This is a genomic window from Solwaraspora sp. WMMD1047, assembly GCF_029626155.1.
Lineage (GTDB): Bacteria > Actinomycetota > Actinomycetes > Mycobacteriales > Micromonosporaceae > WMMD1047.
The window spans coordinates 8,113,990-8,134,982 of the sequence record NZ_JARUBL010000001.1; the positions used below are offsets into that span (position 1 = coordinate 8,113,990).

Here is a 20,993-nt window from a genome sequence, read left to right on the forward strand (position 1 = left end):
CATGACCGGCCAGCAGCACCCCGACAACCCCGGGCCAACCCAGCGACGCCCACCCGCAGCCGCCGCTCCTGCCAGCGGCGAACACCACGCCCGCTCCCGCAATTCATCGGCGTGTCAGCAAGCATCCCCACCGCCTCAACCGGCGGGATCGCCTCGCCAATCCCGAACGGTGCTACCGGCCGGCGGATTCCTGACCGGCCGAGCCAGCTACGGACGCCACGCCCGCACCCCGTCCACGCCGGCCGACGCCAGCGACCCCCACCCTGACCCCGCCGCGACCAACGGCGGGACGTTGCCCCGGGCAGGCCGCCCAGGAAACCGGGAAGGATCACCCACCCCTTGAACAGAACCATCAAGCTGATCACGCTCGCGAGGATCTCGACGCTCGTCCTCCTCACCGGCGCGGCGCCCGCGCCTGCCGCCACCGGTGACCAGCCGTCGAACCATGACGTCGCGCCGCTGATCGTCGGTGGCGGGGACGCCCGCCAGCATTACCTCTGCATGACCAGCGCGCGCACCCACCTGCCACTCCACACAGGCCTTTCTACGACGCGACCAGTCCTCTACGCCGCGGTGGCTCGAAAGCAATGACCAGCCCATGCCCGAGGGGCCGGCAGGTTACCGCCGCCGTACTGGTCCTGGCCGCCCTCACCGCAACCATCACCGACTCCACCTCGCCGTCGCGGCTCCCGCCGGCTGACCCGTTGCTTGCCCTCGCCGACCGCCTCCACCCTGTCGGCGAGGAAGCGGCCGGAGCTGACGAGGTGATCGCCGGCGGGTACGGCGTGCATCTTCTCCGCCGCTGGTCGGTGACCACCACCGGCTGGCCATCGACCCACCCGGACCAGCCGATCAGCGTTGCCGTCGAGGAGCAACGGTGGACCGCACCCGACGGATCCGGGTGGATCATGAGCCGCCACAACGATCCCGATCCCACCCTTGCCTCCGCCCGCCCCACCCACCGCAGCCTCGACGCGGAGTTCGGCAGGAGACCGTGGACGGTGGCGACCTTCCCTCCCGGCGCGCTCACCGGCGGCTGTACCCAACCGTGGCCCTGCCCCGGCAGCCTCCCGGAACCGCCGCGGCCGGACTTGGTCAGTCCCGACCCGGCCCAACCGTTGAACGACTTCGTCTTCGTGCACACTCGGGCACACCTCGGCCCCGCCGACACAGCCGCCGCGCTGCGCATCCTCGCCGACACCGAAGGGTTGACCTACCAGCACCGGGCCACCGACCGGCTCGGCCGGTCCGGGCTCGGCGTCGTGCTGGACGCGCCACCGATTCGACACCGGCTGATCCTGCACCCCGACACCGGACGGCTGCTCACCGCCGAGCAGCAGCTCACGGGGGCGCACCCGTTCCTGCCCGTCGGCCCACCTACGGTGATCGAGTACATCCTGGTCGTCTCCCAGCGACACCGTGGCCCCGGGCAACAGGCAACACTGCACACAGGTCGACTCCGATGACGGCCGCGCTGCGTCGACGGCGCGATACCAGGACGGCGGCCAAATATGCCGGCACCGCCGCGACCGCCGCACACCGCGCCTATCAGCACACGATCCGGATCCTGGACCACCATCCGGTACCCGGCGGTGAGCTGGCCAACGCCCTGTATCGGGCGGCCGGTCTCCTCACCGACGCCGCCCACCTCCTCCACCGCAGGCCACGTTTTCGGCATCTGCTGCCCGACCGGATCGTGGGCAACACCGCCGCCGTCGCCATCGTCGCCGCGTCCTGGACCGGCCATCCGATCATCATGATCCTCGCTCCAGCCGTGGCCGCTGGACTCCTAGCCGCCGCGCTGGTGGGCCGCCGCCGACGGCCGGCGGCCGATACCGCACCCGTCGTCGAGCCCGGCCTGGCAGCCGGCATCGCCATCGTCCGCGCTCACATCGCCGACGCCCGTGACGATGTCACCGCCGTCCTCGACCACACCGATAGCGGCCTGCCCGGCCGCGATCCGGGTCGGGCGACCGACCTCGTCACCGTCGCCGACCGGTTGCTGGGCATCGCCGACGCCCACCTCGCCGTCTGGAACCGGCCGGACCCATCCGACCGGCATTCGAAGGGTGCGTCGTGAGCGGTAGCGACCGCCCACTGCGCCAAATAGGAAGGACTCACCCCCGGTGACCGACCAGATCACCATCGCCACCTACAACGTGAAGGACTACCGCCGCGCAGGCGAGACGGATCACCACCGGTGGGAACAGGTCGAGCACGTCATCCGCGACGTCGGGCCGCATATCCTGATGGTGCAGGAGATCCCTGGCGGCACCTGGCGCGACGCCGCCGACGGGCTGGCCCAGCTGGCCGCCGCGACGGGGATGCGCGGCGACCTCGACGACGGCCGGTGGGCCGCGGTGCCCGGTGGGCACGACCGCCTCGGCCTGGGCATCCTGTGGAAACCCGGGATCAACCCGGTCCCCGCCTCCTGGCTCGCGGTCAGCGGCACCCCGCTCTGGCACGCCCTGGCCGTGGTGACCCTCGACATCGGTGGGCACCGGCTGGTCGCCGCCAGCTACCACGCCCCACCCGCCGCTGGCCGCGACCGGCGGCCCGCCGAGGCCGAGTTCATCGTCGACGCCCTAACCGGGCACTCGCGAGGGCAGCGGCACGAGATCTGGCTCGGCGGCGATTTCAACAACCCTGCCGTCTGCGCCGACCCTCGGGGCGCCTCCGATCACGCCGGCCGGTCCGACGGCCCGCAGCCGACACCCGGCCGCGAGCACCCGCCGGACGACACCGACCGGCGGCCGGGCCGGATCCTGGAGACCGCCGGGTTCCTCGACACCGCCATCCCCGAAAACGGCGGGAGGCTTCAGGCGACCACCGGCCACTGGCCGTCGGACCGCAACGGCCACCGCCGCATCGACCGGATCCTCCTGCGGCCCGGCCCCGCCCCCGTCGGGGTGCTGGAAGACCACGGTGTGCATGACAACCGGACCGCCCGCGCCGCTTCCGACCACCTCTTGTACGCCGTCCGATACCGACCGCCAGCGTGGGCGAGCCGATGAACGGCCCCGGCAACCACAACGTCGTCCGCACCACCAGAGCCGGGCCGGTCGGCGGCATCTCCGGCAGCGGCGGAATGGGCATCGCGGTGGTCGGTCGGGCGGTCGCCCGCCGACGGCTACGCACGAGCGTGCGGGACCTGCGCCTGCGCCGTGGCCTGTCCACCACGACGGTCAGCCGCGACCTCGGGCTGCCGCCCGACCTGCTGCCCGCCATCGAGCGGGGCGAGCGTGGCCTACTACCCGACCTGCTCGGGCGCCTGCTCACCTGCTACCAGGCCCCTACCGGCGACGAGGTCGACCAACTCACCGCCCTGGCCCGGCTGGCCCAAACGCCGCACTGGACCGACACCTACCGGCACATCCACCCCCGCCCATACCGGGAGATGCTCAGCTACGAGACCGACGCGACACGGATCCTGTGCTACCACCCCCGCCACCTGCCCGCCCTCGCGCAGACCGACGCGTACGCCCGGACGATCATCCAAGCCACCGCCGGTCACCACCTCAGCCGCGACGACATCAACGCCCGAGTCCGCTCCCAGCAACGGCGCCAACGAACAGTCCTGGACACCGGCCGCCCGCTCCGCATAGCCGTCACCGAACAGGCGCTACTCCGGCCAGCCGTCCACCACCCCCGCGTCATCCGCCAACAACTCGACCACCTCACCATCCTGATCCGCGCCGCCCGCATCGACCTCACCCTCATCCCAACCGACCACCCCCGACACGGCCGAACCGGCCCGTTCGAACTGGTCGAGTTCGACGACCCACGAGACCCCGACCTCGTCTACCGCGACAACACCGCCGCCGGCGACGCGCTCACCGACACCCCCCGCACCGTCAACCACTACCGGACCGCCTTCGCCGACCTCACCCACCGCCAGGCCCTCAGCCGACTCCACGACATCCGAGAACGCACCCGATAACCCCGCGAAATGCACCGGCAGACACGACCTTCGTCACCGTGCCCACTCGATCGCGCCGGCACCACCTAACCCGACAGGACACCTACGATCCATGACCCGCACACCCTCGCCGCGCGTCACCCGCACCAACCTGATCCTCGGCGGGCTCGTGCCCCCACTGTTCTGCCTGCCCGGCGTCGCGCTACTGGCCGCCGGGCCGACCGACCTGGCACCGGCACCCATCGGCGCCATCGGCACGGCGGTGGTCACGCTGCTGTGGCTCGCCGCCGCCCTTCTGATCCCGATACCCGGTCTCATCAACCCTGGTCACTCGACCCTCCTCGTCCTGCTCATCCACAGCACCGTGTCCATCATCTGGATCGCCGACGCGGTCCGACGGACACCAGCAAGCGAACATCGACAACCGCTCGGCCGACCCCGACCACCCGGGCCGTCGAGATCGCGCCGCGAGTTCAACCTGATCACGTAAAACCGATTGACGCCCCATTGCCTCACGGACCCGAGCCCTCGAAAACCACGGATGTCGTTCCATCTGAGTTGCGCCAGGCAGGGTGCTCATACCCGCCGCATACGAAACCGCTGCCAACTCCCTGACAATGAGGGCCGATCTGGAGCTGCAGGGACAGGCCCGGCCTGTCAGAGAACACCTGACCGGGCATGGACATTGGTAGCTGTATGGCAACCCGTCGACAGAAGCTGGCCGGTAGAAGGCTGACTGGCCCCTGAAGCCCTGATCAGGTGTCATTCACCATAGCCGGAATCAGGCAAGGCGCGAGCGGAAGGCGGGGGATTGATTCTGCGAAATCCGGCTAAAGGTTCCGCCCTTGCATTACCGGAGTCGTAGGGGCGCAACTCTTCGCAATGTAAGCAGGATTGATGCCAGGAGGTGAATTCGCCATGTTACCCCGCGCTGACGGACGAGTCGCGAGTTTGCGTACCACAGCCGGCACCTCGGGGGTGCCTGGTCCCAGCCGGAGCCTGCCACCCATCGTCTGTGGTGTCGACCATCGGTACGCACTCCCATTAACCGCGTTGATGAGGTCGCTGGCCGCAGTCGAGAGCGAGACTACCGAAGCTTTGCGGATCATCGTGCTGCATGGTGGTCTGGATTCGGCGTCTCAGAAGATGATCGGTTATACGGCGGACGAGGTCGGGTTGACGTTGGAGTTCCGACGGGTCACAGGTGCCGATGCCGCATACCCTGTGTCCGGCTGGATCAGCGACGCCGTGTACTTGCGCCTCGCCATCGCGGACACGATCCTCGACGAGCCTAGAGTCCTCTACTTGGATGCAGACGTTCTGGTCCTACGCGACATCCGTCCTCTTCTGTCGCAGCCACTAGGAGGATTGGGAATGGGGGCTGTTCGAGACCCGCAGAACCCGATCGTCGGGGTGGGAATCGCGCTGCCGGGATGGGAACGGATTGGGGTTCCTCGCGGTCGCGAGTACTTCAACTCCGGCGTGTTGTTGCTCGACCTGGAGTTGTGCCGACGTCAGTGTCTGTTCCCGGCGGCGACCCGATTCCTCCGCACGTACCCCGGTGAGGCTCGGCTGTGGGATCAGGACGCGTTGAATGTCGCCGCGGACGACCGATGGACTCGGTTGGAGCGACGCTGGAACACCTTCGTGATCTCGCCGCTGGTCGGTTTGCCTGGGTTCACGCACGCCAACGCCGAGCCGGTGATGCCGCTCGCCACGCTCCTCGGAGACGAGCGCGACGCTGCGGTACTGCATTTTGGCGGTCCGCTCAAGCCGTGGTCGAGCGGCTATCCAGCGGGGCCGATGCGTGACCTGTACCGCAGGTTCCTTGACCCTGCTCGCGAACGGGTCCTGCGGTGAGCCCGGGTGGCAGGATCGCGAGGAGTCCGGCGTTCTGGATCGCCACCGGCCTGCTTGCCCGCCACGCTGTCGGGGCGTGGAACCTTCGGCGGTCGTTGCGTTTCGTCGACCTCCCCGCGTCTACCGCAGCCGTACGATCGGCTCCGGCGGTTGACGCTGTGGCCGCAACGACGATTCACATCGTCGTGCCGTTGCTGCGTGAGCAAGCGCATGTCGCCTCGGCGGTGCGGTGGTTCACCTCGCTGCTGGAACTACCCGGAACCACGCTGACGATCGTGACGACCGAGCGGGAGGCGCGTGAGCGTGACCTGCTCGTCCAACGGCTCCTGGGGCGACATGCCGGCGCCATCTCCGCGCGACAGTTCCCTCAGCTGTCGCCTACCTCGCTGCGGGAACTCAACGCGGCCCGAAGACGCGCACCCGGTGGGGTGCTTCGCCGGCCAGAGGTGGAGAGCATCCTCGGCCGGGTACGGCTGACCTGTGATGTCGTTGCCGCGCAGATGGCCGCACCTCAGTACGAGGGCCTGAGGATTCGGCATGTGCACTATCCCGGGCAGGGTCGTAAAGCGGCTCAGGTCAACTATGCCGTCGCCCAGCTCGACGGCGCGGCCGGCGACTACGTCGCTGTTTACGATGTCGATTCCCGGCCGACCGTGACGCTGCTGCGGCAGACCGTGGAATGGATCGACCGGAGATCGCGAGCCGGCGGATCTCCACCCGCTGTGGTGCAGCAGTCGGCCCGCTTCTGGATCAGCGAAGACCCAGGCGCCGGTTGGCAGCGCTCGATCTGCCGAGGCGCCGCTCGGCTCCAGACCCTGTGGACCTTACGGCGGGAGATCCCCTCGTTGCGCCGCTACGGGTGGGCCACCCGCCACCGGACCGGGCTTGCGCCACTGGACGCGCTGGCCCGAGGGCTGGCGCAGACCGTCGGTCACGGGCTACTGGTCCGGCTGGATGTTTATCGAGAGGTCGGCGGGCTGCCGGAGTTCAGCGTGCTGGACGACCTGCCGTTCGGTTACCGCCTCACCGTCGAGGGCGTACCTGTCGACGTCTTGCCGTTCACCACCACGGCCGCCGCACCGGATCGAATCACCGATCTGGTCGCCACGCAGGCCCGCTGGTTCGGCAGCTACCTCGACTACCTGGCCTGCATGCGGGCGGCGCGGGACGGCGGCCACGGCGGCGCGGCCGACCGGATCGCCGCCCTCGGAGTGGGTATTTACCGGGGTGCGGCGTGGCTGATGGCCAGCCCGGTCACGGCGACGTGTGCCGTGCTCGTGGCAGGCAGATCTCCGGCGGTGGTGCGTGCCGTGGCCGGCGCCGGGCTGTGGCTGGGCTGCGTGACACCGGTGCGGATGCTGGCCGCCGCCGAGGGCCGCACGCCGGGCATCGCCGAGCAGACCCGCGACAGCGCCGGCCTGCTGGCCGCCTATCTGCTCACCAGCATTGGGCCGGTCACCGCCCTCGTCCGCGCCGCGACCCACGGTCTGCCCACGGACTTCGCCCCGAAGACTCATCACCGGAGCGCGCCGAAGGAGACAACATCATGATCGTCGGATTGGAAGGGGTCAGCTGCGTCGGCAAGACGTCCCTGGCCACAGCGCTTGCGGCCAGGTGTCCCGGTACGGCGGTCGTCGATTGCTACTACCACACCGCGCCGGACCCGGGACGCCTTCCACGGCCGGACAGCCCGACCGCCTACGAGCAGATGTCCAACCTCCTGATGCTCCTGCAACTCGAAACTGTGCGGCGGGACAGGGCCCTGAACGCACAGCGTCAGGGGCACCTCGTGATCCTCGACCGCACCGTTGACACCCTCCTCGCTCACGCCCACGCCATCGGCCGCCTCCGCGGCTTCGACTGTGACACCGCAGCCAGGGCGCTCGTGCTCCAACACCCGATCGTCGTGCCCGATGTGACGCTCCTGCTGCGCGCGAGTCCCGGCGTGCTCGCCGAGCGCGCCGCCCGCCGCCGGGGCATGCCCCAGATCTTGTACCACCCCGAGTTCACCGAACACTTCAACGGCTACTTCCACAGCCCGATGGCACCACTGTGCATGCCGCTCGATGCCACAGCACCACTTGACGACCTCGCGGAGCAGGCGATGGCCGCCATCGGCGGAGCGAGACCGGCAGCGTCCACCCTCAACGGCCACAGCGGCTCCGGTAGGCCGTGATGAGAGTCGTGGTCGTCGGCTGCGGTGCCATCGCACCCCGCTGGATGCGAGCCATCGTCGCTGACTCCCGCCTGACCGTCGCGGCGCTCGTCGACCCCGGCGCGGGCAGGGCCCGCGCCCTGGCCGAGCAGCACGATCTCGACGCGGCCGTCGTACCTACCCTCGATCAGGCCCTGGTCGAAGGCGTGGAGGTGGCGGTGAACCTCACCCCACCCGACCTGCACGCCACGGTGTCCCGCGCGGCGCTGACAGCCGGGCTGCACGTTCTAACCGAGAAACCTCTGGCGACCAGTCTCACCGACGCCGGGGACCTAGTTCGACTCGCCGACCGGACCGGCCGACGACTGCTGGTGATGCGCAACCGGGGGAACGATCCACGGTTCGCCCGGTTCTGCGAGTTGGTGCGGGCAGAAGGTCGACCGCCGTTCGTGATAGCCGTGGACGTCTGCGTGGAGCTGCGCAATCCCGGATTCCGCGCCACTCAACGGCTTCCCGTCACCACTGATCTCGCCGTCCACGCGTTCGATCAGACACAGGAGATCATCACCGCTCCTGCGACGTGGGCGCACTGCGTCGAGACGCCCATCCCGGTGCTTGGCGCGCACGCCGCGATCACCAACATCACCATCGGCTTCGGCGATGGATCCCTGGTCAGTTACCGAGGCGGTTACCTCGGCCCCGGTCTACGAACCCCCGCCAACGGCGTCTGGCGGATCGACGGGGCGTCCTACGCCGCCCGGTGGGAGGAACCACAGCCGCCACAGGGCCGGGCCATCTCGGGTGCGAGCGCACACCGGCGTGGCGTAACGCACCTGGTTGACGCCTTGCACCAGGTCGAGCCGACCGCCTGGCCGACGACCACGCTGCGCTCGATCGCGATGCTCGACGCCGCTCTCGCCTCGGCCGTAGCTGGTCACGTTGTACCCGTTGCGGCGATCCCGGACCAGCCATGACCACCCCTACCGCGATTTCCGATCTCGGCCCGACCGTCGCCCGGCTTCTAGCGGCAGCGGGCATCAACGAACCCCACCCGCTGCTGTCGAAGCTGGACCAAGGGGAGGACAACACCCTTTACGTGACCACCGTGGCCGATCAAGACCTTGTCGTCAGGGTCCGTCGTGGCCTCACCGACCGGTACGCGGTCGCGGCCTGGGCCAGCCGGACGCTCAGCAACGCGCGTGTACCGGTCGCCCGCGTCCTCGGCGTCACCGAGGGAGTAGCTGTCGAAACCCGCTGTCCAGGTGGGCCGCTGGCTTCGGCACGAAGCACGACCGCACGCCCGGCAGGCAAGGACGTGGAGGTGGCCGTTGAAGCCGGCCGTCTCCTGCGTCGCATCCACACGGTGCCGGTGATCGGGTTCGGCAAACTCGACCTGACCGGGCACGGGCATGGCGGAACCCCGCACGACTGGCTCGTCGCGCACCGCATTGGCCACGCAACAGACAACGACCTCACGGTGTTGCTGACCAGGGTCCACCAGGTCATCCGGCACCACGCCGCCAGCCTCAGCGGCGCCCCGACGCGACTCCTGCACGGGGACTGGAAGGCAGCCCACATCATCGCCGCTGACGGCGAGATCACTGGAGTCGTGGACCTCGAAAGCGCTCGCGGCGGGCATCCTCTCGCCGACGTGGCCGGGTGGTCGTTGCGCGAGCATCCTGCCCTGACCGATGCCCTGATCCACGGATACGCCAGCCCAGATTGGGACACCGCCACCGCAGTCACGCTGACGCTGCTGCGGCTGCGCATCGCCGCTGCGCTCCTGCGCTACCACCTCGACCACCAGGACACCGCTAACGCCCAACTCCGGGTGCGGCAACTACGCGCCGACCTCCACGACCTGACCGCTGGGCGCCCTCGGACCACACCGCGTGCGACGGCCCACGCTCCAACACTGATGCCGCCAGCATCACCAGTGAAGGGTGACCGATGACCCTCATCCGTACGTCCCAACGCGAACGTTTGACCGCCGCCAACCGGCCCGATGGCTGCGCTGTCTTCTCCGCCGGACAGTTCCTCATCCACGCCGACGGCACCGGACGCTTCGACCGGCACTACCACGAATTCGAGGAGTTCTGGCTCATCGCCTCGGGCAGCGCCACCGTCCTGGTCGGGGACACGACCCACCGGGTAGCGGCCGGGGACATCATCCGGACCGCCCCCGGCCTGGAGCACGACATCCTCGACGTTGCCGATGAGCTGCGGGTCTTCTGGGTGTCCGTCGGGCTGCCGCCAGGATCTACCGGAGCGCACCTGCACCGCACCCCGGACCTCGCCGTCAAGCACCTCGTACCCGTGGCATCCCGGCGGGCCGCAGGTGAGTAGCACCCGACGCGCGGCCAGCACGCCCACGGTGACGATCCCGTTCCCCAAGGGCCCGAGGTACGGGCCAGCCACGGAACGGGCGGTTCTCGCGCTGCTACGCAGCGGACGGCTATCGGATACCGGCCGAGGCGCCGCGATCGGCGAACTGGAAGACGCCTTCGCCAAGTTCACCCGCACCACGCACGTGTTGTCCTTCGGGTCCGGCACCGGATCACTGATGGCCGCGCTCCACGGCGTCAGGGTGACTCCCGACACGGGCGTGCTGATGTCCCCGATGAACTGGATCTCCGCGATCCTCGCGGCGTTCCACGCCGGCAGCTACCCCATCTTCGGCGACATCGAGTCCACCTCGCCCAACCTGGATCCAGCCGCCGTCACCACCGCCACGAACTACTCGGCGGTCCTGGTCACGCACGCGTTCGGGATACCGGCCCGGATGGACGCCCTCGGCGCGGCCACCACCAGACCGATCGTCGAGGACGCCTCCCACGCCCACGGCGCCCGGTACGCCGGCCGCCCGGTCGGCTCTTGGTCCGCCGCTGGATGCTTCAGCTTGCAGGGCGACAAGGACGTCTCCGGCGGCGAAGGCGGCATCCTCACAACCAACGACCGGGCCGTCTACGAACGTGCCCTGACCCTCGGCCACCACCCCCACCGGCTGGACGCGGAACTCACCCTTCCCGAACTGCTGCCGCTGGCAGCAACGGGCGCGGCCTACAAACTTCGCATGCCGGCCCTGTCCGCCGTGATCGCCCACGAACAGCTATCCACCCTCCCCGCGCGTACGGCAGCCGCCGAAACGAACCTGGCCGTCCTTCGTCAGGTCCTGGCACGCCTGGGCGCCCCGGTCGCGGTATCCGGCCTGGGATCCGGCTCGACGCGTGGCTGGTACCGGGTGCCGCTGACCGTGGCCCATCCGGTCGCCGACCCGGCCGCGCTGTTCGCCGCGTGCCGAACCGAGCGGATCCCGGTCCGCCCACACTACCCCGACTGGCTACGCAGCCCACTCCTGCACGACCGCGCGCTCTTGCTGGACTTCTGGCCGCATCTACGTCACAGCCCCTACAACCCGCCGGACCCGGACGCGTTCCCGAACTACCACCTTGCCCGGCGGCAAACCCTGCTGATCAAAGTCCCCACCGTCTCCGCACCCGAATACATGGAACAGGTCGGCAACGGACTGGCCAGGGTCACCACCAGCCACTGACCGATCCCCTCGCCGGAAGGAAACGTCGGATGCCCTTCACCACCCGCGCGGCCGTCCTCGAAACCGCAGGTCAGCCGCTACGGATACGAGACATCACCCTCACCGACCCGGGCCCCGGGGAGGTCCTGGTCCGCACGGTCAGCACCGGCATCTGCGGCACCGACGTGCACTTCGCCGACGGCATGCTCCCGTACCCACTGCCCACGGTCCTTGGCCATGAAGCCGCCGGAACCGTCGAAGCGGTCGGAGACGGAGACCATGGCATCACCGTCGGCACACGAGTCATCGTCTGCGACCAGACCTTCTGCGGCCACTGCCCGTCCTGCCTCAGCGGCCAGATGGTCTACTGCGCCGACCGCGGGGCCAAGCAACGGCAGCGTAGACGACTGGCCCTCGACGACCAACCGATGCGCCAATACCTGGGCGTCTCCTCGTTCGCCGAGCTGATGCTCGTCGACGCGCACAACCTCCTCCCCATGCCCGACGCCCTGTCCTTCGACGCCGCGGCGCTGCTCTCATGCTGCCTCACCACGGGCCTCGCCGCCGTGTTCAACGTCGCCCGCCCTGCCCCCGGCAGCCGCATCGCGATAATCGGGTGTGGCGGAGTCGGCCTCGGCGCCGTTCAAGCCGCCCGGATCGCAGGCGCGGCGCAGATCATCGCCATCGACCCGCAGCAACACCGCCGCGACCTCGCGACCAGGCTCGGCGCCACCGATACCATCGACCCCGACCAGGACGACACGATCACCGCCGTGATCGAGGCGAGCGGCGGCGGGGTCGACCGCGCCGTCGAAGCCGTCGGTCTGCCCACCACCGCCGCCCAAGCATTCTCCGTACTGCTCCCCGGCGGGCACGCCACGGTGCTCGGCATGATGCCACCAGGAACGGACATCGCCCTACCCGGCCGATTGCTCCGGCAAGGCCGATCCATCGGTGGCACCATCATGGGATCGGTACGCACCCCCGCCGACATCCCCCGCTACGCCGACCTCGCCGTGCGGGGCACGCTACGCACCGACGACCTCGTCACCTCCCGCCGACCACTGCCAGAGGTGAACGCCGCTCTCGCGGACGCCCGCTCCCACCACGGCGTCCGGGCAGTACTTGCCTTCTAGCTCACCTACAAAGGTTGGGCCGGGGTCGATAGACGACAAACGGACGTTCCCTGCCCGCGGCGACGCATGTCCCACCGGAGCGGCACCTTGACGTCTGGGACTCCGGCGGCTACGGCTGTGCCGAGAACGCGTCCTCAACCTCGGCGCGGTGCTCAGTCCACCAGCCCAAGAACGCTTCGCTGGTCAGGAACAGCGGGTCGCAACTGTGATCGCCACGGTCGTAGTGGAAGTCCAGGTGCCAGAAGTCGGACATCCTCTTCCACCACAACCGTCGTACACCGTCCGCGAGGTCATCCACCGGGAGTGGGACGACAGCGCGGTAGCCGCTCACAAATGCGGAGGCGCGCGCCAGGTCCAGTCGACCCTGTTCGGCGCCGAACACAATCGTCACTGTGCGCGCTACCTCCTCAGCCAGCGGGCGGACCCGGATCCGGTCCCAGTCGATCACCGCGCGGATAATGCCGTTCAGCCAGATCACGTTGCGATGTTGCATATCCCCATGGGTCCACCCGATCCGACCCTGGACGAGCGCGCTCGCCGGCCGCAGCTCCGCGTACTTGTCAATGAGGACCCTGCGCCGGTCGAGCAGTTCGACAACCGCCTCGTCGAACGACGTGCCCCCGCTCCGGGCAGCGGCCTGGAAGCGATCCAGCTCGAGCAGGGCAGCAGCCGGCTCGATGGTCCGACCACTCAGCTTCGCCGGTGCCGCGGGAAGCCCTACACGCCGACCTATCCGGTCGAGCCGGTCGTGGACCTGCCCGAGCACCTGCCCGAACTGGCGCGCTTGGTCGAGCGTCAGGTCGGGGCCCGCTAGGTGGTCGCCCTCCAACCAGGGCAACAGGCAGTAGCCGCGATTGCCCACCTCGACCACCGGATCCCCGGCTGCGCCGAGGACCGGTGGACACGTCGGCACGCCCTCGCCGACGAGAGCCGTCACGACTCGGAGGTTGCGGCGGGCGGTCGCCAACGGTACGTCGATGATCTGTTTCAGGGCGTAATCTCCGCCGCTGGCGGTGACGCGCCAGTTGCGGTTCATCAGCCCCGCAGGAAGATATTCCTGGCCATGGATGTCGCCAATACCGAACGCGGCAGCGAGATGTGACAAATCGCCGTTCAGATCAGGATGTGCGGGCGTGCCAGGGGCGACGGTCTCAGGCATCGCCGCAGGATAGCGGGGCGCAAAGATCGACACGCGCACCGCCGCTCCCGCGACCGGGTCGTGACCGTCAACCGATTTCGCGTACCGCAGACTGGGAAGCCGAAGTTCCACCGGACGCGACCAAGACTCGCAGCGACCTGCGCATTGAGAGCAGACCAGGCACCAGCCAGCGGCAGAAACTCGAACCACTCTTGCGATGCCGAACCCATCCAGACATCCTAATACAAAGAGTAACGCCAGGCATGCGGATAGTGAGGATCTGCTTGTGGTCACATCGCGGAATCTCCAGCAAGAGTCGCCGCTGCGCAGCGCCCGCAGGCATCACAACTGGACCCTTGAGGACGTCGTCGCCAGGATCGACGCGCGTGCTCCAGGCGGCGGGACCGGCGTCACGCCAAGCCTCCTCTCGTCCTGGGAACGCGGAAAGATCAAGACGTCCCTGCGGTACCGGCAGTTGCTCTGCGACCTCTACGAACTGCCGCCAGAGGTGCTGTTCGCCCATCAAGATCAGCCGAGTCCGAATCCGACAGGAGTGGGGATCCCCGCTCCCCGGGTGCTCCGCACGCATGGCGAACTTCTCGGCGCGATGATCCACGTCGTGCGCGGCGCACGACACTGCCTCGCGATCACCGGCTCACGCTCCCGCGGCGGCCCCTACCTGCAGGCGGTAGAGGCGGCGCTCGCCGAACACCCCGACCTGGTCCACTACCGTGTCCTCTACGGCCCGCCCCACCACCGGGCCACGCATGACCACCTTCTGCGACTCCTAGAGCTACGGGATCCCGCGGAGCGGACCAACGGGGTCAAGACCCTGCACATCGGCCTGGTCGACCCGGTCGCCGCCCCCGAACGATTCATCGTCAGCTCGGATAACGCCGCCGTGCTCCCAGTACCGTCGTTAACCACAGCAGAGGCCTTCGACACGGGGCTCCTCCTCGGTGCAGACGCAGCGGTCGGACTGGTGCACCATGTCCGAGAGGCATACGCCGGCGCCCGACGCGTGGAAACCATCGACGCCGTGCGAGCGCTGCCGATACTGAACGCGGGTGGCTAGGGAGGCGCGGGTGCACGCCGAGGCTGTCGCAGAGGCCAAAACGGCCGCCTACGAAGACCTGTCCTCAGTGCTGGACCTAGCCCAGACGCTGATACGCACTCCAAGCTGTTCTGATCACGACGCCTACGAGCCGGTGTTGAAGATCTTGGAAGAGTGGCTAACCGAACGAGGTCTGGACAGCCGACGACTACACGACGCCCACGGCGCACTAGTGGGGATGACCTGCATCCTGGACACTGGCAGGGCAGGACCAATGTGGGTACTGGACGCCTGCGCGGACACCGCGCCCATTGGAGACGAGACCACCTGGTCCTTTCCACCACTGGCAGGGGACATCGTCGATGGCTGGCTCAGGGGCCGTGGCGCGGCCGACTCCAAGACCGGCGCCGCCATCTTCTGTCACATCGCCCAACGACTCGCACGCCCAATCACCACGGGACCTCATCACCTGGTCGGCAGCCTCGCGCTCCTATTCGACGTGGACGAACACAGCGGCGGCTTCGGTGGCGCGCGAGCCTTCTTCGCCGGGCCGGGACGGCAGGCAGCAGGCGTGATGATCGGCTATCCCGGCTCAGACCATGTCGTCGTCGGCGGACGTGGGGTTTTCCGGGTCAAACTCAAAGTCCGGGGCGTAGCGGCACACTCCGGCGCTAGCCGCCCGACAGCCTGCAACGCCCTCGTCAAGGCCGCAGCACTGATAGCCGCGCTCGACGCCGCTCCGCTCCCATCGGACCCGGGTCAAGGGTTCCGAGCCGCGCCGAAGCTCACCGTGACGTCCGTCAACGGCGGTTCCGGATTCACCGTCGTACCTGACACATGCGAGATCGCCGTAGATGTTCGGCTCACGCCGACGCTGGACGCGGCGGGCGCGGCGCGACTCATCCAGGACACAGTCATGTCCATCGACGCCAGGCACCCTTCACCGGAGCCGACCGCCATCGAGGAGGTCACGATGTGGCCGCCGTACCGACTGACCGGTACCCAGCAGCCAGCCGCTGCTCTACTCCAAGCCGCCCACGCGGTCGGCGCGCGACCCGTGACGAAGGTCGCGGGCCCTTCCAATATCGGGAACTACCTATCAGGACTGGGTATCCCCGCGACCGCTGGCTTCGGGCCAGACTATGAAGGTCTGCACGGCGCGGACGAGCGGGTCGTGGTTGCCTCGATCCCGGCAGCGCAGGCCTCGTACCATCTCGCGGTCCAACGTCTGCTCACACAAGACGACGACTACATGTAGCAGATTGCCACCCTCTTCGTAGCACCAACCTGCCAACGACCCCTCTGGTTCCTGAATGCACGACCCTGCATCATGAAGTTGGGCTATCCAGCAGAGATGCGGTTAGGTCACCGCAGCGCAAGTACGTGATCACAGCCATGCGCCGGGGTCAAGTTGAACCCACGGCGCCCCTGAATGGCATCGCCATGCCTCTAACGGCAGGAGAACCGCCATGCACCCACGGCCACCCCGACAGGCTGCCGTAATTCTCGACTGCGACAACACCCTCATCCGTACCGACAAAACATGGCGCAGGGCCTACTCCACGATTGCTAATCGCTACGGGCGCACCCTCTCCTCTGCAGAACGCGACAGCCTCGTCGGCCTCGGCAAGGAAGCCCTCGGACACGCACTCGGCCAGATACTCGGCCGCCCCGAAAACGGTACCGAACTTGGCGAAGAAGTTTACGACCTGGTCGCCAATAACCTCGGAGACCCCATCGTGCCCCTACCCGGCGCGGTCGACCTCGTCCTAGCACTCAACGCCACCAGACGCCCCCTCGCGGTCGCATCCAACTCCCCGGCAGCGATCGTCAAACGCTACCTCACCAAAATCGGCCTCCCCCGAGCCTTCGACACCATCATCGGCTGCGACGAAGTAGACGCGCCCAAGCCCGCACCGCACATCTACCTAGCCGTCTGCGCCCGCCTCGCTGTCGCGCCCGAAGACGCTGTAGCGATCGAGGACTCTCCGACCGGGGTTGCCGCCGCGCGCGCAGCCGGTATGTACGTCATCGGCGTACCATCCAAACCGGGATCCACGCTCGCGGCGGACGCTACCTACCCGAGCCTCGCCGACCCAAGGCTGCGCCGCGCGCTTTACATCCCTGATCGCAACCATCTGAGCTTCGCCAGGATCGACGCGCCCGGCGGCGGGACCGGCGTCACGCCAAGCCTCCTCTCATCCTGGGAACGCTCGCCCGTTGGAGGACGAGGTAGTGGAAGGCTTCCCATCCGGCCACGTCGGACCGTCCTTGATCGCCAGCGGACCACCCCCACGCCTGTGGGGAGGACGCCGGCAGCCGGCTACTGGCGGCGTTGCGGGCCGGACCACCCCCACGCCCGTGGGGAGGACCGCTCAAAGTCCCCGAGCGTATTCGACCCCCTTCGGACCACCCCCACGCCCGTGGGGAGGACGCAACAGGTGAGTGCGCCCAGGGAATCCCCTCCGGACCACCCCCACGCCCGTGGGGGGAGGACCGGTTGCCCGCGCACTTGGAGTCCCTCGCGGACGGAGCACCCCCACGCCCGTGGGGAGGACTTGTGGGCGAGCTGGCCGCGGTGGCGGTGGCATGGACCACCCCCACGGCCGTGGGGAGGACCGACGGATCGCCTCCCGGCTGGTCTTGCGATCCGGACCACCCCCACGGCCGTGGGGAGGACACAACACCCCGGTCGGGCTGGCGCCCGACGCCAGGACCACCCCCACGGCCGTGGGGAGGACGCGCCCGACCTCAACGACACCGCAGCCCTCGGCGGACCACCCCCACGGCCGTGGGGAGGACGCCGACCCCGACGCCGCGCTCGACAGCCACGGCGGACCACCCCCACGGCCGTGGGGAGGACTCCGCGTCGACGGTCCCTGCGCGGATGAGCCCCGGACCACCCCCACGGCCGTGGGGAGGACACTTCGCGACTTGGGACTTCACTGCTGGGTGACGGAATTGGATCGCCAGGGGCGTCGAGCGGAGATTGTCGTACCCGTGTGCTCTGCTCTTGCCCGCAATCGTTCCGCTCGCGTCGGTGAGGCCGCTGTATGAGTCATGAGGCAATTGTGGATCTTCGGATCTGGGGTAAGGAACGAGGGCTCGCCTCGCCGTATCCGTTGCTCTGGCATTTGGTGGATACAGCAGCGGTGGCCGGAGCCCTTTGGGATGGTCACCTGACCGCTGGCCAGCGACGGTTCGTCGCCAGCGGGATGGACGTCGATGAGGGTCACGCCCGGCTCCTCGTCATGCTCTGGGCCGGGCTTCACGATCTTGGCAAGGCGAGCCCGGGTTTCCAGGTGCAATGCCAACGCGCCTACGAGCCACTTCGTGCAGATCCAGCTTACGGTCTTGTTGCCGGCGGGCGGGATCTCGGTCATGACATGGCGTCACAGCTTGCGTTGGTCAAGCTACTTGGTCAGGATCGGCCGCAGGTGGGTCCGAGGAGCGGGCAGCCCGCATATCGGGTGGCGCAGATGCTTGGTGGTCATCATGGTCGGTTTCGGAGCGCCCAGCATCGTGACTTGATTGCGGGACGGCTTGGCGGGGGCAGCTGGGCGTCCCAGCGGAGCGCATTGTTTCGGACGATTACGAAGGCTGTAGGAAGCCCTGCCTCTCCGGAGCGCGTCGATCCGCGCGTCGCGGTCCTGGTCACGGGGCTGATCATTCTGGCTGACTGGCTCGCGAGTCAGGAGCACTATCTACGTGGTCAGTTGCTGTCTGTCCCCGCCGATTCGTCGGTCGAGGTCGTCGCGGCCCATCTGGCCGGTCTGTGCGGTCGGGCTACTCGGCTCCTCGATGGCGCTGGGCTGGGCGTCCCGATCCTGCGACAGCTAACTTTCGAGGAAGTCTTTCCCTTCAGACCCAACGCCTTGCAGCGGTCTATCCGTGACGAACTGCTGCCAAGGGTCGATGGGCCGGGTCTGTTGATCGTGACTGCTGCGACCGGCGACGGGAAGACCGAAGTGGCATTGATCGCGGCACGAGAGCTAGCCGAGGTCTCCGACGCCAGTGGCTTCTATTTTGCCCTTCCCACGATGGCTACCGCTGACCAGATGTACAAGCGAGTCCGGGAGTTCACGAACCGGGTCGCGGATGGACCTGCGGCGGTGACGTTGCTGCACAGTCTGTCCTGGTTGAATGCCGCGTACGAGGGGAGTCCGAAGGACGAGCCGCAGGGCGACAGCGATGTCGCTTCGAGCGACAAGTACACCTTGACGGCTGCGCCAGACTGGTTGAAGGGGCGTAAGCGCGGGCTGCTCGCTGGTTTCAGCGTGGGCACAATCGATCAGGCGCTGATGGCCGCGCTCGCTACCCGGCACAATGCGTTGAGGCTGCTCGGTCTGTCCGGCAAGGTCTTCATCGTTGACGAGGCGCACTCGTATGACGACTACATGCGTGCGGTTCTCTGCAAGCTCCTCACCTGGCTCGGTTCGATGCGCTGCTCGGTGATTCTGCTCTCCGCGACTCTGCCTGCCAGCCATGTTCACAGCCTCGCCGCTGCGTACCGACGCGGCGCAGGCCTCCCTCCAGTTCGCCTTGGACCCGTTCCCTACCCGGGATGGGTGTTCGTCCCAGCCCGCTCTGGTGGGTCATCGATTACCATCTCAACCGAGGCGCAGGCCGCTGTCGCAACCGGGCGACGCATCCCCCTGCGGCTGGATATCCGGCCGGTGCGTCACAGCAGCGGTTCCGAGACCAGCGATCCGTCTGACCGTCGGGCCGTGCTGGAAGCCGTGCTTACCCCTCTCGTGCGGGACCGCGGATACGCGGCCGTGGTCTGCAACACGGTCGATGACGCGCAGCAGACCTACGAGATGACGCGAGAGTGGACTCGGGATCGGGCCGAGGTCTACCTTCTGCACTCGCGATTCCCGTCCGGGCAGCGCGAGGAGATCACCCAACGAATCGTCGCGCTCCTCGGCAAGGACAGCATCGAACGGCACAAGAGAGTAATCGTCGTCGCGACTCAGGTGATAGAACAGTCCCTCGACCTCGACTTCGATCTGGTCGTCAGCGATCTGGCGCCGCTGGCCCAGGTGCTGCAGCGCGCGGGTCGCTGTCATCGACACGCCCGGGCGCGGCCGGCCTGGGCGCGAACACCCCGTCTGGTCATCCTCGACCCGCACCACGATGGCCGTTACGCGAAGCCACGCCGCTGGGGCGACGTCTACCACGACTACCTGCTGCGGGCGACGCACCTGCGGCTCAGCGGTGTGGAGACGATCCGGATACCCGAGGACGTCCAAGAGCATATGGAAGCCGTTTACAGCCCGACCGGCATCGTCGACCCCCAACTCAGGGACGAGCACACCGACTATCAGGTGGATGAGATGGTGGGTCGGCAGGCGGCCGAGTTGTGGACTATCCCAGACCCAAGCAGCCTCGGCGACCTTTCCCTCCTCAGCGAGTGCGAGGTCGCCGACGGGCAGGCGGCGACACGGCTGGGAGCCGATTCGGTCCGGGTGCTCTGCTGCTATCTCGACTCCGACGGTAGGCAATGGCTCGACCCTCACCGCCGGCATCCGTTACCCCATCACGGATCCGGCCTCGATGGCCGATATCAGCCTGACGACATCCGGTCGCTGCTCAAGCTGAGCATTCCCGTCCGAGAGTCCCTGATCAGCGGCTACAAACCCGACGCCGAGCGACCCGCACGATGGGACAAGACTCCATGGCTCAGCGAGCTCCATCCTCTCTGGTTCCCGATCGGACCCGCCGGAACTCATCCGATCGAGATCGGCGGTCGCCTCGTCCACCTCGACCGGGATCTCGGCCTGATCATCCGCAGAACGACCGGCCACAGGTGACGACCAGTTGCCGGCATCGCAGAGTGCTGTACTCTGTGGACGCGCGCCGCTAACCACCCATTGCCTTTCCAGGAGGTCCGAATGCAGACCCGAGCCGGGCTCGGCCTAACACTCAAGTTGCCGCAAACCACCGTCGTCCTCGTCATCGTCCTGGTGGTCCACCTCATCGTGCTAGGCATCGCCAGCGCGTAGTCCTGGCAGGGGCTGGCCGACAAGTTCCTTGTCGGCCAGCCTGCCCTCACGACCGTGAGGAAGATGACGGCAGACCGGTAGCGGCTCCACCAATTGCCGGCGCACCCCCACGAGCATGGGGAACCATCCGCAGCATATGTCATCCATCCGACAGGTGTCTTGGAGCGTCCGAACGCTTGCGGCACTGTCTGGCA

Annotated in this window: 18 protein-coding genes and 1 CRISPR repeat array; of the genes, 17 read left to right on the forward strand and 1 reads right to left on the reverse strand. The window is 68.1% G+C overall.

Annotated features, from left to right (window positions below; genetic code table 11):
* Positions 1–339 precede the first annotated feature (339 nt).
* The 14 genes from O7627_RS36950 (at position 340) to O7627_RS37015 (ending at position 12,602) form a co-directional block, all read left to right on the forward strand.
* Positions 340–591, forward strand: coding sequence for a hypothetical protein (locus O7627_RS36950; RefSeq protein ID WP_278098074.1), 252 nt, complete (start codon positions 340–342; stop codon positions 589–591).
* Complete coding sequence (locus O7627_RS36955; protein ID WP_278098075.1) at positions 588–1,466, forward strand: hypothetical protein; 879 nt, start codon at positions 588–590, stop codon at positions 1,464–1,466. Before O7627_RS36950 ends, O7627_RS36955 begins: the two co-directional genes overlap by 4 nt.
* The gene (locus tag O7627_RS36960) at positions 1,463–2,080 is read left to right on the forward strand and encodes a hypothetical protein (protein WP_278098076.1); all 618 of its coding nucleotides are present in this window, start codon (positions 1,463–1,465) and stop codon (positions 2,078–2,080) included. Before O7627_RS36955 ends, O7627_RS36960 begins: the two co-directional genes overlap by 4 nt.
* Before the next feature lie 46 nt (positions 2,081–2,126).
* Entirely contained in the window at positions 2,127–3,014 is an 888-nt protein-coding gene (locus O7627_RS36965; RefSeq protein ID WP_278098077.1) for an endonuclease/exonuclease/phosphatase family protein, read from the forward strand.
* Positions 2,999–3,940, forward strand: a complete 942-nt coding sequence (locus O7627_RS36970) for a Scr1 family TA system antitoxin-like transcriptional regulator (RefSeq protein ID WP_278098078.1) — start codon at positions 2,999–3,001, stop codon at positions 3,938–3,940. The genes O7627_RS36965 and O7627_RS36970 overlap by 16 nt, the downstream gene beginning before the upstream one ends.
* Before the next feature lie 91 nt (positions 3,941–4,031).
* The gene (locus O7627_RS36975; protein WP_278098079.1) at positions 4,032–4,409 is read left to right on the forward strand and encodes a hypothetical protein; all 378 of its coding nucleotides are present in this window, start codon (positions 4,032–4,034) and stop codon (positions 4,407–4,409) included.
* Positions 4,410–4,837: 428 nt separating this feature from the next.
* The gene (locus tag O7627_RS36980; protein ID WP_278098562.1) at positions 4,838–5,779 is read left to right on the forward strand and encodes a glycosyltransferase family 8 protein; all 942 of its coding nucleotides are present in this window, start codon (positions 4,838–4,840) and stop codon (positions 5,777–5,779) included.
* A 191-nt stretch (positions 5,780–5,970) separates the two neighbouring features.
* Complete coding sequence (locus tag O7627_RS36985) at positions 5,971–7,329, forward strand: glycosyltransferase family 2 protein (protein WP_278098080.1); 1,359 nt, start codon at positions 5,971–5,973, stop codon at positions 7,327–7,329.
* Positions 7,326–7,955: a hypothetical protein gene (locus O7627_RS36990; protein WP_278098081.1), complete on the forward strand. Its 630-nt coding sequence runs from the start codon at positions 7,326–7,328 to the stop codon at positions 7,953–7,955. Before O7627_RS36985 ends, O7627_RS36990 begins: the two co-directional genes overlap by 4 nt.
* Complete coding sequence (locus O7627_RS36995) at positions 7,955–8,908, forward strand: Gfo/Idh/MocA family oxidoreductase (RefSeq protein ID WP_278098082.1); 954 nt, start codon at positions 7,955–7,957, stop codon at positions 8,906–8,908. The genes O7627_RS36990 and O7627_RS36995 overlap by 1 nt, the downstream gene beginning before the upstream one ends.
* Positions 8,905–9,888 (forward strand): aminoglycoside phosphotransferase family protein, encoded by a 984-nt coding sequence (locus O7627_RS37000; protein ID WP_278098083.1) that lies wholly within the window; start codon positions 8,905–8,907, stop codon positions 9,886–9,888. Before O7627_RS36995 ends, O7627_RS37000 begins: the two co-directional genes overlap by 4 nt.
* The gene (locus O7627_RS37005; protein ID WP_278098084.1) at positions 9,885–10,280 is read left to right on the forward strand and encodes a cupin domain-containing protein; all 396 of its coding nucleotides are present in this window, start codon (positions 9,885–9,887) and stop codon (positions 10,278–10,280) included. The genes O7627_RS37000 and O7627_RS37005 overlap by 4 nt, the downstream gene beginning before the upstream one ends.
* On the forward strand, positions 10,273–11,487 hold the full coding sequence (locus tag O7627_RS37010; RefSeq protein WP_278098085.1) for a DegT/DnrJ/EryC1/StrS family aminotransferase: 1,215 nt from the start codon (positions 10,273–10,275) through the stop codon (positions 11,485–11,487). Before O7627_RS37005 ends, O7627_RS37010 begins: the two co-directional genes overlap by 8 nt.
* Positions 11,488–11,516: 29 nt before the next feature.
* Entirely contained in the window at positions 11,517–12,602 is a 1,086-nt protein-coding gene (locus O7627_RS37015) for a zinc-binding dehydrogenase (protein WP_278098086.1), read from the forward strand.
* A 109-nt stretch (positions 12,603–12,711) separates the two neighbouring features.
* On the opposite strand, the gene O7627_RS37020 is transcribed toward O7627_RS37015, so the two are convergent.
* Positions 12,712–13,761 (reverse strand): phosphotransferase, encoded by a 1,050-nt coding sequence (locus tag O7627_RS37020; RefSeq protein ID WP_278098087.1) that lies wholly within the window; start codon positions 13,759–13,761, stop codon positions 12,712–12,714.
* A 265-nt stretch (positions 13,762–14,026) separates the two neighbouring features.
* Here O7627_RS37020 and O7627_RS37025 point away from each other — a divergent pair, with 265 nt between their 5' ends.
* From O7627_RS37025 to cas3, 3 genes are all read left to right on the forward strand, one after another.
* Positions 14,027–14,815, forward strand: coding sequence for a helix-turn-helix transcriptional regulator (locus O7627_RS37025; protein ID WP_278098088.1), 789 nt, complete (start codon positions 14,027–14,029; stop codon positions 14,813–14,815).
* 10 nt (positions 14,816–14,825) lie between these two features.
* Positions 14,826–16,052, forward strand: coding sequence for a M20/M25/M40 family metallo-hydrolase (locus tag O7627_RS37030; RefSeq protein ID WP_278098089.1), 1,227 nt, complete (start codon positions 14,826–14,828; stop codon positions 16,050–16,052).
* Positions 16,053–17,076: 1,024 nt separating this feature from the next.
* A CRISPR array of direct repeats spans positions 17,077–17,718; the repeat unit is 28 nt; unit sequence GGACCACCCCCACGGCCGTGGGGAGGAC.
* A gap of 147 nt (positions 17,719–17,865) precedes the next feature.
* Positions 17,866–20,607, forward strand: a complete 2,742-nt coding sequence (gene cas3, locus O7627_RS37035; RefSeq protein WP_278091429.1) for a CRISPR-associated helicase Cas3' — start codon at positions 17,866–17,868, stop codon at positions 20,605–20,607.
* Positions 20,608–20,993: the final 386 nt, after the last annotated feature.

What these genes read in the sequence shown, in the direction of transcription:
- O7627_RS36955 (WP_278098075.1), top strand. Translation starts at nt 588, where the DNA reads ATGACCAGCCCATGCCCGAGGGGCCGGCAGGTTACCGCCGCCGTACTG.
- O7627_RS36960 (WP_278098076.1), top strand. Translation starts at nt 1,463, where the DNA reads ATGACGGCCGCGCTGCGTCGACGGCGCGATACCAGGACGGCGGCCAAA.
- O7627_RS36975 (WP_278098079.1), top strand. Translation starts at nt 4,032, where the DNA reads ATGACCCGCACACCCTCGCCGCGCGTCACCCGCACCAACCTGATCCTC.
- O7627_RS36980 (WP_278098562.1), top strand. Translation starts at nt 4,838, where the DNA reads ATGTTACCCCGCGCTGACGGACGAGTCGCGAGTTTGCGTACCACAGCC.
- O7627_RS36990 (WP_278098081.1), top strand. Translation starts at nt 7,326, where the DNA reads ATGATCGTCGGATTGGAAGGGGTCAGCTGCGTCGGCAAGACGTCCCTG.
- O7627_RS36995 (WP_278098082.1), top strand. Translation starts at nt 7,955, where the DNA reads ATGAGAGTCGTGGTCGTCGGCTGCGGTGCCATCGCACCCCGCTGGATG.
- O7627_RS37000 (WP_278098083.1), top strand. Translation starts at nt 8,905, where the DNA reads ATGACCACCCCTACCGCGATTTCCGATCTCGGCCCGACCGTCGCCCGG.
- O7627_RS37005 (WP_278098084.1), top strand. Translation starts at nt 9,885, where the DNA reads ATGACCCTCATCCGTACGTCCCAACGCGAACGTTTGACCGCCGCCAAC.
- O7627_RS37015 (WP_278098086.1), top strand. Translation starts at nt 11,517, where the DNA reads ATGCCCTTCACCACCCGCGCGGCCGTCCTCGAAACCGCAGGTCAGCCG.
- O7627_RS37020 (WP_278098087.1), bottom strand. Translation starts at nt 13,761, where the DNA reads ATGCCTGAGACCGTCGCCCCTGGCACGCCCGCACATCCTGATCTGAAC.